The organism is Bradyrhizobium sp. AZCC 1693, from assembly GCF_036924745.1.
In the GTDB taxonomy this organism is placed as follows: Bacteria; Pseudomonadota; Alphaproteobacteria; order Rhizobiales; family Xanthobacteraceae; genus Bradyrhizobium.
In genome coordinates, this window is sequence record NZ_JAZHSD010000001.1 from 623,688 (window position 1) to 636,745 (window position 13,058).

The following is a 13,058-nucleotide window of genomic DNA, read 5'->3' on the forward strand; positions in this document are numbered from 1 at the left end:
GATGGTTGGAGTTTCAGGATGCGGGCAGAGGCGGGGGCTTGCCACGTAGATAGCGTTGGCGAATTCCGAAGACGGCGTCCGCAAGACCGAGCGCGATCATCGCCAGCACCGGCCAGCCGAACGCGACAACGATCGCGTAAGTGCAGCAGAGCCAGAAGACGCGGCTCTTGAGCGCCAGCGTCAGCGTGTGCAGCACGGCGAAGCCGGTGAGGCCGTAGGCCATCATCAGCGCTGTCGTCGTGATTTGTGCGAACATCGCGGCGAGCCCGCCGATAAAGCAAAAGGCCAGCGCGACCGACAGCGCCACCAGTGTCATCGGCGGCAATTCCGCGCTCTTCAGATCGGGCCATGGCCGGTGCAGCCGGCCGGACGTCGCCGTGATCTTGCCGGCGAGCCAGAGGTTGAGCGTCAACGTCATTATGGCGACGATCGTTGCGGCCGCTGGCGCGACGATGGCAAGCGCTGCGACCCAGCGCTCGATATCGCCCGACGACGCCGCATCGCGAGCTCTTAGAATTCGCGACAGGCCGCTGCGCAGCGAGTTGGTGATGGTCTCGGCATCAGTGCCAAGCGTCAGCATGGCCGCAATCGTGGCCAATGCGGCAAAGCCTGCGATCCAGAGCAGAATGCGGCCGACCGGATACCATTCGAATTGCGGTGCGGCCTGCGCCGAGCCATTACCGGCGGCTGCACCGGGCAGCGGCCGTCCCAGCAGCGAGAGGTGGCCGAGCCACCAGGCAGGTACCGCAACGGTAATGGCAAAGGCGATGCAGTAGGGCAGACCGAAGATCGCGCCGAGGCCGGAAGCGGCAACAATACCGCCGATCGTCGCTGCGATCGGTCCCCATCCCAAGGCCGCCACCATCAGCGGCAGCGGCGCCAGATAGAACAGCAGCAATGAGATCAGCGCGCCCGAGATGATCGAGGCGAACATCAGCGCCGACGCGCAGCCGGCGGCAAGACCAATGAGGACAATCGCGATCATCAGCTGTCCCGCTCCTTTCGAGCGGTTAGAGGTCGTGTCGACCCCAACCATCGGCGACCGGACGACCCGGAAGCCTTATGAAGAATTGTGACCGGCGGCGCGAACGCCGCCGGTCGAAGACATTTTAGCGAATGACGTAGGGCAGCAGGCCGAGGAAACGCGAGCGCTTGATGGCGCGCGCGAGCTCACGCTGCTTCTTGGCGGAGACGGCAGTGATGCGGCTCGGCACGATCTTGCCGCGCTCGGAGACGTAACGCATCAACAGCTTGGAATCCTTGTAGTCGATCTTCGGCGCATTCGGGCCCGTGAACGGGCAGGTCTTGCGGCGACGGAAAAACGGACGGCGTGCACCAGCTTCAGCCATGATTCTTACTCCTCTCCCGTCGCTTCAACAGCGTCTTCGCGCGGACGGCGCGGGCCACGGTCGCCGCGGAAGCCACCGCCTTCACGATCGCCACGGAAGCCGCCTTCGCGGTCGCCGCGGAAGCCGCCGCCGCGATCGTCGCGCTCGCGGTCACGATCGGCCTTGCGCATCATTGCCGAGGGACCTTCCTCGTGCTCTTCGACGCGGACGGTGAGGTAGCGGATGACGTCTTCTGAGATCCGCTCCTGCCGCTCGATCTCGGTGACCGCGGAGGAGGGCGCATCGATGTTCATCAGCACGAAATGCGCTTTGCGATTCTTGTTCATGCGGTAGGTGAGGGAGCGCACGCCCCAGTTCTCGGTCTTGGTGACCTTGCCGCCGAGCCCTTCGACGATGCCCGTCATCTGGGTGGTCAGCTCTTCGACCTGCTGGGTGCTCGCATCCTGACGCGCGAGAAAAACATGCTCATAAAGAGGCATGGGTGTCCTTTCCTGTGTTGGCGCGGTTCCCGGCGGCAAGCCCTTCGAGGCCTTCGGAAAGGACTCGGGTAAGCTCAGAAGGCGGAAGCACGGGACGACGGGCCAACTGGCCCTGCCACATCAACATCGCCAAAAGGTGAGATTGCTGAGACCGTCCGTTCAGCTCCCGGCCGGGATCCACGGATGGCGCGGTTTATAAGGATTTTCAGCGCGCTGGCAAGGCTTCTTGCGTCGACATGAAAGGGTTCCTCGGTCTCTCCAACGGGAGGCCGTGATGGCAGCCGACCGGGTTGACATATTTGTTTGTATATCATACAAACAATGGCGAGAGGACAAGATGGCCCCCAAGTCCATCCAGAGCGCGTCTGAAATGCCTGCCGGCGACCCCAAGCACGCCGCTCGCGCCACGCGTACGGCCGGACGCCAGATGCGCTCGCGACTGCTCGACGGCGCCAGCCGGCTGTTCAAGGAGCGAGGCCTTGCCGGAACCTCGATTTCGGACATTGCGGCGGCCGCGGACGCCTTTCCAAGCCAGATCACCTATTACTTCCGCACCAAGGAAGCGTTGTTCGTCGAAGCCGCCTGCCGCGAGATGCTCTATCTGGCGCGCGCGACCGAGCAGGCTGCGCTTCAGGCGCACACGCCGCGGGAATACACGCACGCGCTGGCGGAGACGGTGACAGCGACGGATTCGGTGGCCTTCTTCGCCGAAGCCTTGACCCTGACCAGACGTCGCCAGGACCTCGCGCCGTTGGTTGAACGAACCATAGAGCGTCTGCACAGCGAAGGCGCCCGCGCCTATGCAAGCCAGGTCGAGCGGCATGGCTGGCGCTCACTCCGCGCGCCGCAGGAAAGCTCGCGGCGGTTCTGGGCGGTCGCGATCGGCGTCATGGTCGAAGGCTATGCGATGGGGCGATCGGCCGAGGATTTATGCAGCGAAATGCTGCGCGTGCTGGGCGATCAGGCCACGCCACCGACCGGGGCCGATAGCTCCAGGCTGCGGCTGGTTGACGATCGCGACAAACCCGACGGGGAAGGATCGTCATGACCGCGCTTCGTATGCGTGCCCGCGACTTTCTGAACGAGGATCAACTGATCGCCGTACGCCAGCGCGTGACGTGGAAGGGGATGGCCCTGATCGCACATGCATGGGCGCTGATATTGGGATCGGTCGCGCTGGTCGCCTGGTGGCCCAATCCGCTGACCTTTTTGCTGGCGGTGGGCATCATCGGCTCGCGTCAGCTCGGGCTTGCGATCCTGATGCATGACGGCGCGCATGGTTGCCTGTCGGCGGACGAGAACGTCAACCTGACGCTCAGCCAATGGTTCTGCGCCTATCCGATCTTCGCCGAGACGCGGGCCTATCGCCGCTATCATCTGCAGCACCATGCACGCACGCAGCAGGAAGACGATCCCGATCTGGTGCTGTCGGCGCCGTTTCCGATCACGTCGATGAGCTATCGGCGCAAGTTCTTTCGCGACATCACCGGCCAGACCGGCTATCAGCAGCGCAAGGCGCTGTTTCTGAATGCGCTCGGGCCGAAGGAATGGCCCTTTGCGCGCCGCGCTGCGCATTTCCGGGAAAAACTTGGTCCGCAGTGTGCCGTCAATGCGGTACTGTTCACCGGCCTCGCCGCTGTCGGCGTGTGGTGGGCCTATCCGCTGCTATGGCTGTTGCCGCTGCTCACCTGGCAGATGGTCATTACCCGGATCCGCAATATCGCCGAACATGCAGTCGTTCCCGACTCCAGCGATCCCTTGCGCAACACCCGCACCACGCGCGCGAATTTCCTCGAGCGGCTGTTCATTGCGCCATACTACGTCAACTATCACCTCGAACATCATCTGTTGTTCTACGTGCCCTGCTACAACCTGCCGCGCGTTCACCGTATACTCAGTGAAAGCCGGTATGCGGATCGCATGGAGGTGCAGCCCAATTACGCCGCCGTGCTGCGGCTCGCGACCGCCAGGCCGAACCATGAGGACCGGCCGGGCAACGTCGTGAGCAGCGCACGTCGCGCCCGGGCCGGGAAAGAGGTTGGCGGCGACCAGCAAGCAGGCGGCTTTTAAAGATGAGCATCTCCTTGTCGCCCTTTCCTGGGCGGCAATCGCCGTGAAGGAGCCAGCGCATGGTCGATCTGAGCACCTTGGTTGCATATGGGGCGGTAGTGCTCGGCTTTGTATTCATTCCGGGTCCCGCCACACTCCTCACCGTTGCACGGGCAACGAGTTCGGGCACCAGGGTGGGAATCGCGACCGGCGTGGGGATCGCGGCTGGCGACATGATTCATACCATTATGGCTATCGTCGGCATCTCGGCGGTCATTGCCACTTCGGCATTGCTGTTCAGCATCATCAAATACGTTGGTGCAGCGTATCTCGTTTACCTCGGCATTCGTGCAATCCTCGAGAGAACGCCGGCAAATCTGACGGCCGGCGCACTACCAATCTCAGCCGGCAAGGCATTCAGGCAGGCTATTTTGGCCGAGGTGCTAAATCCAAAAACCGCGCTTTTCTTTCTCGCGTTCCTCCCGCAGTTCGTGGCGCCTGAAAACGGATCGGTCATGCTTCAATTGACGATCCTGGGCGTCCTTTTTGTCCTGCTGGGGCTCGTCAGTACGGTGGTTTTTGCGGTCTGCGCCGGAGGACTGGGCAACTTTCTCCGTCGAAATCCCACCGTGCAAAAATGGCAGGGCAAGGCAGTTGGTGGCATCTATTGCGCTCTAGGCGTCCGACTGGCGCTGCAAGAACGCTGAGCCTGTTCGCCCCAATTCCCGGCCTTTCCACGGAATGCGTCATACCGCAGCGCGGCTTGACATCCCCACCTCGGTCAGTGTCTTACGGCCCCATTCGAATGAGGGAGCGCCGATGACGGCTGCATTTACGTTTCCGGGGCAGGGTTCCCAGGCGGTCGGCATGGGCAAGGCCCTGGCGGAAGCCTTTCCGGCCGCGCGGGCGGTATTCGACGAGGTCGATTCGGCGCTCGGCGAGAAGCTGACCGCCATCATCTGGGACGGCCCGGCCGAAACCCTGCAGCTCACCGAAAATGCCCAGCCGGCCCTGATGGCGGTCTCGATCGCCACGCTGCGCGTGCTGGAGACCGAGGCGGGCTTTTCCGTGGGGCGGGATGCGGCCTTCGTCGCCGGCCATTCGCTCGGCGAATACTCCGCGCTGGCTGCGGCGGGCAGCCTGAGCGTCAGCGATACCGCGCGCCTGCTGCGCACCCGCGGCCTTGCGATGCAAAAAGCGGTGCCGGTCGGCGCCGGGGCCATGGCGGCACTGCTCGGGCTTGATTATGAGGCCGCGATGGCGGTTGCCGGCGAAGCCGCACAGGGGCAGATCTGCCAGGCCGCCAACGACAATGGCGGCGGACAGGTGGTGGTGTCCGGCGACAAGGCCGCCGTCGAGCGCGCGCTCGAAATCGCCAAGGCCAAGGGCGCCAAGCGTGCAATGCTGCTGCCGGTGTCCGCGCCGTTCCATTGCAAGTTGATGCAGCCCGCGGCCGATGCGATGGCGGAGGCGCTGGCCGGTGTAACGATCAAGACGCCGGCCTCGCCACTGGTGTCGAACGTGCTGGCGGCGCCGATCACCGATCCCGACGAGATTCGCCGCCGCCTGATCGAGCAGGTCACCGGCACCGTGCGCTGGCGCGAATCGGTGGCTTACATGGCCGCGCATGGCGTCACGCGGTTCTTCGAAATCGGCGCCGGCAAGGTGCTGAGCGGGCTGGTCAAGCGCATCGCCGACGGTGCGGTCGGCGTGGCGGTCGGGGGACCCAATGATATTGCCGCCGCCAAGGACGCGTTGGCGGCTTCGGCCTAAAGCTCCCGGAAGGAGACATTGATGTTCGATTTGACGGGCAGGACGGCGCTGGTGACCGGCGCGACGGGCGGCATTGGCGGGGCGATCGCGCAGGCGTTGCACGCGCAGGGCGCGACAGTGGCGATATCAGGAACGCGCCGCGAGGTGCTGGATTCGTTCGCCGGCAGGCTTGGCGACCGTGTCCACGTGTTGCCCTGCAACCTTTCCGATAGCGCTGATGTCGAGGCGCTGGTGCCCGCGGCGGAAGCCGCGATGGGGCAGGTCGACATCCTGATCGCCAATGCCGGCATCACGCGCGACAACCTGTTCGTGCAGTTGCGCGACGAGGACTGGGACGACGTCATCCAGGTCAATCTGACCGCGACCTTCCGTCTCGCCCGCGCCGCAACCAAACTGATGATGCGCAAGCGCTTCGGCCGGATCATTGCGATCACCTCGGTCGTCGGTGTGACCGGCAACCCCGGCCAGGCCAACTACACCGCTTCGAAGGCCGGAATCATCGGCCTGATCAAGACGCTGGGTGCGGAATACGCCAAGCGCAATGTGACCGCCAATTGCATCGCGCCGGGGTTTATCAAGACGCCGATGACGGACGCGCTCAACGACAAACAGCGCGAAACCATTCTGACGAAGGTTCCTGCGGCGCGGCTGGGGACGCCGGAGGACATCGCCGCGGCGGCTGTCTATCTCGCCTCGAACGAGGCGGCCTATGTCACCGGCCAGACGATTCACGTCAACGGCGGAATGGCCATGTTTTGAGCCAGTTATTGCCCTGATCGATGCGGCCAAAGGCCGTTTCGCCGGGGTGGTGGAGGTTGTAGTCAGGACTTGGGAAGTATGGTAACCGAACCCCCGACGGATGGGCAAACAAGGCCATTGCAGGATTTTGAAACCCTGTATATTGGCGTGGCGAAGCCTGCCGTTCGCCGGGGCTTTGTCGGCTACCACCGGGCCGAATCAAGACTATGCGCGATAGCGAAGGAAGTTTAACGACCACGATAGCTCGTAGCGTTTCTGAAGCGTCTTGGGGTCGGGTCCATTGGAACAAGCACGAGGTTGAACGATGAGTGAGATTGGCGAGCGGGTTAAGAAGATTGTGGTCGAACACCTCGGTGTTGAACCCGACAAGGTTGTCGACAACGCAAGTTTCATCGACGATCTCGGCGCCGACAGTCTCGACACCGTCGAGCTTGTGATGGCATTTGAAGAAGAGTTCGGTTGCGAGATCCCCGATGACGCCGCCGAGACGATTTTGACCGTCGGCGACGCCACGAAGTTTCTCGAGAAGAACGCGAAAAGCTGACGTCCCGGGCGGGTAGAGACAGAACCGGACGGGCCGTTGTCGAACGGTCCCCCGGTTTCTTGTTTTAGGCCGGCATTTTCGGGCTGGAGTTTCTGACATGAGGCGGGTTGTCGTCACGGGGCTGGGCATGGTTACGCCGCTCGGCTGCGGCGTTGACACAACGTGGACGCGTATCCTCAGCGGCCAGAGCGGCGCCAGGAAGATCGATACATTCGAAGTCGCCGATCTTGCGAGCCGGATCGCTTGCGTGATTCCGCGCGGCGACGGCAGTGATGGCACCTTCAATCCCGACCAGTGGATGGAGCCAAAGGAACAGCGCAAGGTCGACGATTTCATCATCTTTGCGATGGCTGCGGCGCGCCAGGCGCTCGACGACGCCGACTGGCATCCCTCGACCGAAGAAGACAAATGCGCCACCGGCACCCTGATCGGTTCGGGAATCGGCGGCCTGTCCGGCATCGCCGACACGGCGTTGCTGCTGAAGGAACGCGGGCCGCGCAGGGTATCGCCGTTCTTCATCCCGGGGCGGCTGATCAATCTCGCTTCCGGCTATGTCTCGATCGAGCACGGTCTCAAGGGCCCCAACCATTCCGTGGTGACCGCGTGTTCGACCGGAGCGCATGCGATCGGCGATGGCGCCAGGCTGATTGCGCTCGGCGACGCCGACGTCATGGTGGCGGGCGGGACCGAATCGCCGATCTGCCGGCTGGCGATGGCGGGATTCTGCGCGGCGCGCGCGCTCTCGACCGGCTTCAACGAGACGCCGCACAGGGCCTCGCGGCCCTATGACAGGGATCGCGATGGATTCGTCATGGGCGAGGGCGCCGGCGTCGTCGTGCTCGAGGAATATGAGCATGCGAAAAACCGCGGTGCGCGAATCTATGCCGAAGTGGTGGGCTACGGCCTGTCCGGCGACGCCTATCACATCACCTCGCCGTCGCCGGATGGCGATGGCGGCTTCCGCAGCATGAGCGCGGCGATCAAGCGCGCCGGAATCGCGGTATCCGATATCGACTACATCAACGCCCACGGCACTTCGACGCAGATCGGCGACGAGATCGAACTCGGCGCGGTGGAGCGGCTGCTCGGCAACGCCGCTTCCAAGGTGTCGATGTCGTCGACGAAATCGTCGACCGGGCACCTGCTCGGTGCAGCCGGTGCGATCGAGGCCATTTTCAGTATCCTTGCGATTCGCGATAACGTTGCTCCACCCACCATCAATTTGGAAAATCCGTCTGTGGAAACGGCGATCGATCTGGTGCCGCAGACGGCGCGCAAGCGCGAGATTAACGTCGCGCTGTCGAATTCCTTCGGTTTCGGGGGCACCAATGCCTCCCTGATCGTTCAGCGCGTGACTGACTAGCAAGTGTTTATAACGACTCCACCGTTTTGCCGTATTCGGCGATGACTTCTACATATGGGCGTATGCTATCGGCCGGGCAGGGGATTGCCGGGCCGCGATTGAACCGACAGGATTCAGGTTGCATCGATGAGTGAGAGGCCGCCCATTTCACCACGAAGCCCGCGCGCTGCGCTGGAGCCCGAGCAGGTGCCGCCGCCGCCGAAGCGGTCGGAGCGCGCCCGCAATCCTTTCGTGGTGGTCGGCAATGCCATCATCACCATCCTGATCATTCTGATGATCGGGGCAGGAACGGTGTACTATTACGGCAGGCAAATGCTGGAGACGCCGGGCCCGCTGCGGGAAGACAAGATCGTCAACATTCCCTCGCGTGCCGGCAAGCGCGACATCGCCGACGCGCTGCTGCGCGAGGGCGTGATCAACGTCAATCCCTGGGTATTCATCGGCGGCGTGTTTGCGCTGAAAGCGAGTTCCGACCTCAAGCCGGGCGAATATTCGTTCCAGAAGAACGCCAGCCTGCGCGATGTCATCGCTACCATCGTCGAGGGCAAGGTGGTGCAGCACGCCGTCACTATCCCTGAAGGCCTGACCTCCGAACAGATCGTGGCGCGGCTCATCGACAACGACATCTTCGCTGGGAGCGTGCGGGAAATGCCGCGCGAAGGCACGCTGCTGCCGGAAACCTACAAATTCCCGCGCGGCACCACGCGCGAGCAGGTGATCCACCGCTTGCAACAGAGCCAGAAGCGGGTGCTCGCGGAGATCTGGGAACGCCGCAACCCGGATGTTCTGGTCAAGTCGCCGGAGCAGCTCATCACGCTGGCTTCGATCATCGAGAAGGAAACCGGCCGGGCCGACGAGCGCAGCCGCGTGGCCGCAGTATTCACCAATCGCCTGCGGCAGAGGATCAAGCTGCAGTCCGATCCGACCATCATCTACGGCCTGGTCGGCGGCAAGGGAACGCTGGGCCGGCCGATCAAGCGCTCCGAGATCACGCAGCCGTCGCCCTACAACACCTATGTGATCGAAGGCCTGCCGCCCGGGCCGATCGCCAATCCGGGCCGCGCCTCGCTCGAAGCCGCCGCCAACCCGGCGCGCACCCGCGACCTGTTCTTCGTGGCCGACGGAACCGGTGGGCACGCCTTTACCGAGACCTACGACCAGCACCAGAAGAACGTCGCCAAGCTGCGGGCGCTCGAAAAACAGATTCAGAACGATACCGTCGAACCATCAGAGGATGCGCCGCCGCCAACGCCGGCCGGAGCGCCGGCCGATCCCAATCCAACCGCAACCACGCCACGGCCGGCGGCGCCGGCCAAAAAGCCGCCCGCCCGTCCGGCGGCGCCTGCCCGCCAGGGCGCCGCGCAGTCGACCACGACGCCGCCGGTGGTTCAGCGCTGACGCCCGGCCGGTTGAGTCTGAGTTCCGGCTACTGCCGGATCGCAATTCCACTTTGGCGTAAATCGGCTTAAGGTCGCGCCGTCCCTTTCGAGTCTCGAAATCCCTGTCTTTTGGAGAGTGTTACGCGATGGCGCTATCGAGCATGACCGGTTTTGCCCGGAGCCACGGCGCCAGCGGCCCCTATGCGTTCGAATGGGAACTGAAGTCCGTCAACGCCAAGGGCTTTGACCTGCGCTTGCGCCTGCCGCCCGGCTGGGACGAGCTGGAGGCCTTTGCCAAGAAACGCGCCGGCGAGGTGCTGTCGCGGGGCACGGTATACGCCAACCTCAGCGTCAAACGCGCCAACGCGGTCTCCACCGTGCGCATCAATGAAGACGTGCTGGCCGCGATCGTGAAGGTCGCGGGCGAGCTCGCCGGCAGGATCGACGCGGTGGCGCCCAGCATCGACGGATTGCTCGGTATCAAGGGCGTCATCGAGGTCGTCGACCCCGAAAGCGACGAGACGGAAGACAAGGCGGCGAGGGATGCGGCGGCCGCCGCCTTCGAGCAGGCGCTCGCCCATCTGGTCGAGATGCGCCGCCGCGAGGGCGTGGCGCTCGGGCAAATTCTGATCCAGCGCATGGATGAGATCGAAAGGCTGGCGAAGAAGGCCGAGGCAGCACCCGGCCGCAAGCCGGATGCGATCAGGGCACGCCTGGCCGAGCAGGTGGCGGCGCTGCTGGACACTTCGGAACGCTTCGACCCTGACAGGCTCAATCAGGAAGCGATCCTGATCGCGACCAAGGCCGATATTCGCGAAGAGCTCGACCGCATCGCCTCGCACGTCGCGCAGGCCCGCGAGATGATCGGCAAGGGCGGACCAGTCGGCCGGCGGCTCGACTTCCTCGCCCAGGAATTCAACCGCGAGGTCAACACCTGCTGCTCCAAATCGAATGATCTGGAATTGACCCAGACCGGGCTCGAAATGAAGAACGTGGTCGAGCAATTCCGCGAACAGGTCCAGAACCTGGAGTAACCGATGACGGCTGGAGGTTTCGACGGGGTTGAACGGCGAGGGCTGATGTTCGTGCTGTCGTCGCCCTCGGGCGCGGGCAAGACCACGCTGTCGCGTATGTTGCTTGAGCGCGAGCCGGGCCTGAAGATGTCCGTTTCAGCGACGACGCGCTCGATGCGACCGGGCGAGGTCGATGGTCGTGACTATTTCTTTGTCGACAAACCCAGGTTCGAGGCCATGGTCGCGCAGGGCGAATTGCTCGAATGGGCGACGGTGTTCGACAATCTTTACGGGACGCCGCGTGCGCCGGTCGAAGCGGCATTGTCGGCGGGACAGGACGTTTTGTTCGACATCGACTGGCAGGGCACCCAACAACTGCATCAGAAGGCGAGCATCGATGTCGTCCGGGTGTTCATCCTGCCGCCGTCGGCCGCCGATCTCGAGAAACGGCTGCACACGCGGGCGCAGGATTCCGACGAGGTGATTCGCGGGCGCATGAGCCGCGCCACCCACGAACTCAGTCACTGGGCGGAATACGACTACATCGTCGTCAACCACAACGTCGATGACGCGTTCGCCGAGGTGCAGTCGATCCTCAAGGCCGAACGGCTCAAGCGTGAGCGCCGCACCGGCCTGACCGAGTTCGTTCGCAAGCTGCAGCGCCAGTTGGAAAAATAGCCGCCGCGTCCGGTTCGGTTAGGTCTGCGCGCTGCGGGCGAGCCGCGCCAGCATTTCCGTAACCTGCTGGTCCCCGTCCTGCGGCATGTGTATTTGGGACATATGTCCCTGCGACACGTGTCGCCGGTCCTGGGGTGCGCGTGGCCGTTCGGGGGTGCGTGGCCGTTCCTGGGGCACGCGCGTGCGCGGTCGCTCCTTGGGCATGCGCGTCGTATGGTGCACGCCGCCGGCGCGCCGCAGCCCGGCGTCCTCGTCGTGGAACATCGGCTGTGGCGAACGCCGCTTTGTCTTTGCGGAATCCCACATCGCGCGCCGCTTGCGGCGCATGGCGCGGCGTGCCCGCATGCGGCCGATCCTGACGATTGCGCTGACCGTGAGGCCGGCCAGCGCGAGCGCAGCGGCCATCACCATCAACAGCTTCTGCAGCGATGCGGTCGGCTTTGCCGTCGCCGCTTCCGCAGCCGTGGGCGCAACCTGATCTGCCGCAGGCTGCTGCACTTCCTCGGCCTGCGCCGGCTGGTCTGCGGGCGAAGCGGCTGCCGCCGTTTGGAGATTGGTTGGCGTGGTCAAGGACCTTGTGGTCGGAGCGTCATTCCATCGCATCGACGACAGTGGCGCCGGCGCCAGCACGTTCGGCATGGTTGCGGGCTGGGCATTCTGAGTGGCGAGGGCGGGGACTGCCCCAACCGTTCGCGGCTCGGCTCTGGCGGGCGGATTTGGCTCGGCGCGGGGTTGCTGGGAGACCCATTCGGCACGCGCGTCGGCGATCGACTTGCGCGTGATCGTTGGCGGCTGCGCCGAAGCCGGTTCTGCTGCCGCCGACGACGGCGCAGGCGCTGAAGCTGGCGGCGCGGCACGTGCGAACTTGTCGTCGGCCGTGTCGCTCTCCTCCCGGAGATACCAGCATTGACGTTTGGTGACGCGATCGATGCGATAGTACCAGTGGCTGCCCGAGGGGGTCGCGCCCTTCGGCGCGGACAGGCAACTGTCGGCGGCGGCCTCGGTCGCTTGTGGTGTGGCGGCTTCCGCGGCTGTTGTTAATACCTGGGCCCGGAGATCCGTCATGGTGGCCAGATTGGCGCCTGCCACAACACCGGCAAGGAGAGCCGGGACGAATTTCACGGAACGGTTCGACATTCTGTATCCCCGGCAACGCACGCAACGCAACACTTGATGCGCCCAATCTGGTCAGAGACTTGGGTGGCAATGAGCCGCAATTTCGGAGCGGATGGGGTATAATTGCGGCTGACGCGCCGCCTCATATGAGGCGGGCTAAGCCTGGGGAAAACCGGCGCTTTTCCTACTGTTTGGCGGCGGTCCAGCGTCCGGTGCAACCATCGGATCGCACGAATGTGCCAGAGCCGCTGCGGACCGAAAAACGCCCGGAACTGTTGTTCCAGCTCAAACCCTGGACGGATCCACCGGTCCTTGTGGCGCCATTTGGGCTGACCGACCCGCGGGTAGAGCGATGTCGGTACTCCCTGCGCGTAGTTGTTTTCGATAGGTGTGGCCGGCGCTGGATACGACATTGCGATCTCGCGGCGCGTTGCGCCCGAAGTTATGCATCGACGATGCCCTCTTGAAAGGGAGGGCGCAGGGAAAGCCGGGTGCCCATGACACCCGCAGTCGTGCGCAAAAATGCACACGGCAGACCGCAGGTGCGCCGGATCAC

General features: G+C 64.0%; 14 protein-coding genes. 10 read left to right on the forward strand and 4 right to left on the reverse strand.

Annotation, left to right across the window (positions count from 1 at the left end; translation table 11 throughout):
• Positions 1–13 precede the first annotated feature (13 nt).
• The 3 genes from V1293_RS03040 to rpsF all read right to left on the reverse strand — a co-directional run bounded on the left by V1293_RS03040 (position 14) and on the right by rpsF (position 1,828).
• Positions 14–985 carry a hypothetical protein gene (locus V1293_RS03040; RefSeq protein WP_334506585.1) on the reverse strand — a complete coding sequence of 324 codons (972 nt, stop codon included), beginning with the start codon at positions 983–985 and terminating at the stop codon, positions 14–16.
• 124 nt (positions 986–1,109) lie between these two features.
• Positions 1,110–1,349, reverse strand: coding sequence for a 30S ribosomal protein S18 (gene rpsR / locus V1293_RS03045; protein WP_002711478.1), 240 nt, complete (start codon positions 1,347–1,349; stop codon positions 1,110–1,112).
• A gap of 5 nt (positions 1,350–1,354) precedes the next feature.
• Positions 1,355–1,828, reverse strand: a complete 474-nt coding sequence (gene rpsF / locus V1293_RS03050; RefSeq protein ID WP_334506587.1) for a 30S ribosomal protein S6 — start codon at positions 1,826–1,828, stop codon at positions 1,355–1,357.
• Between the two features lie 337 nt (positions 1,829–2,165).
• Between rpsF and V1293_RS03055 the strand changes: the two genes are divergently transcribed.
• From V1293_RS03055 to gmk, 10 genes are all read left to right on the forward strand, one after another.
• A complete protein-coding gene (locus tag V1293_RS03055; protein ID WP_334506589.1) occupies positions 2,166–2,876 on the forward strand; it encodes a TetR/AcrR family transcriptional regulator C-terminal domain-containing protein in 711 nt (236 codons plus the stop codon).
• Positions 2,873–3,898 carry a fatty acid desaturase family protein gene (locus V1293_RS03060; RefSeq protein ID WP_334506591.1) on the forward strand — a complete coding sequence of 342 codons (1,026 nt, stop codon included), beginning with the start codon at positions 2,873–2,875 and terminating at the stop codon, positions 3,896–3,898. Before V1293_RS03055 ends, V1293_RS03060 begins: the two co-directional genes overlap by 4 nt.
• A gap of 59 nt (positions 3,899–3,957) precedes the next feature.
• A complete protein-coding gene (locus tag V1293_RS03065) occupies positions 3,958–4,584 on the forward strand; it encodes a LysE family translocator (RefSeq protein WP_334506592.1) in 627 nt (208 codons plus the stop codon).
• A gap of 112 nt (positions 4,585–4,696) precedes the next feature.
• Positions 4,697–5,650 (forward strand): ACP S-malonyltransferase, encoded by a 954-nt coding sequence (fabD, locus tag V1293_RS03070; protein ID WP_334506594.1) that lies wholly within the window; start codon positions 4,697–4,699, stop codon positions 5,648–5,650.
• Between the two features lie 21 nt (positions 5,651–5,671).
• On the forward strand, positions 5,672–6,409 hold the full coding sequence (gene fabG / locus V1293_RS03075) for a 3-oxoacyl-[acyl-carrier-protein] reductase (RefSeq protein ID WP_334506596.1): 738 nt from the start codon (positions 5,672–5,674) through the stop codon (positions 6,407–6,409).
• A 304-nt stretch (positions 6,410–6,713) separates the two neighbouring features.
• Positions 6,714–6,953 (forward strand): acyl carrier protein, encoded by a 240-nt coding sequence (locus V1293_RS03080; protein ID WP_008969609.1) that lies wholly within the window; start codon positions 6,714–6,716, stop codon positions 6,951–6,953.
• A 97-nt stretch (positions 6,954–7,050) separates the two neighbouring features.
• Positions 7,051–8,316: a beta-ketoacyl-ACP synthase II gene (gene fabF / locus V1293_RS03085; RefSeq protein WP_334506598.1), complete on the forward strand. Its 1,266-nt coding sequence runs from the start codon at positions 7,051–7,053 to the stop codon at positions 8,314–8,316.
• Positions 8,317–8,442: 126 nt separating this feature from the next.
• Positions 8,443–9,714, forward strand: a complete 1,272-nt coding sequence (gene mltG / locus V1293_RS03090; RefSeq protein ID WP_334506600.1) for an endolytic transglycosylase MltG — start codon at positions 8,443–8,445, stop codon at positions 9,712–9,714.
• 127 nt (positions 9,715–9,841) lie between these two features.
• Positions 9,842–10,729 carry a YicC/YloC family endoribonuclease gene (locus tag V1293_RS03095; protein ID WP_334506602.1) on the forward strand — a complete coding sequence of 296 codons (888 nt, stop codon included), beginning with the start codon at positions 9,842–9,844 and terminating at the stop codon, positions 10,727–10,729.
• Positions 10,730–10,732: 3 nt separating this feature from the next.
• Positions 10,733–11,386, forward strand: a complete 654-nt coding sequence (gene gmk, locus V1293_RS03100) for a guanylate kinase (protein ID WP_334506604.1) — start codon at positions 10,733–10,735, stop codon at positions 11,384–11,386.
• Between the two features lie 18 nt (positions 11,387–11,404).
• Here gmk and V1293_RS03105 read toward each other — a convergent pair whose 3' ends face one another.
• A complete protein-coding gene (locus V1293_RS03105; protein WP_334506606.1) occupies positions 11,405–12,523 on the reverse strand; it encodes a hypothetical protein in 1,119 nt (372 codons plus the stop codon).
• Positions 12,524–13,058: the final 535 nt, after the last annotated feature.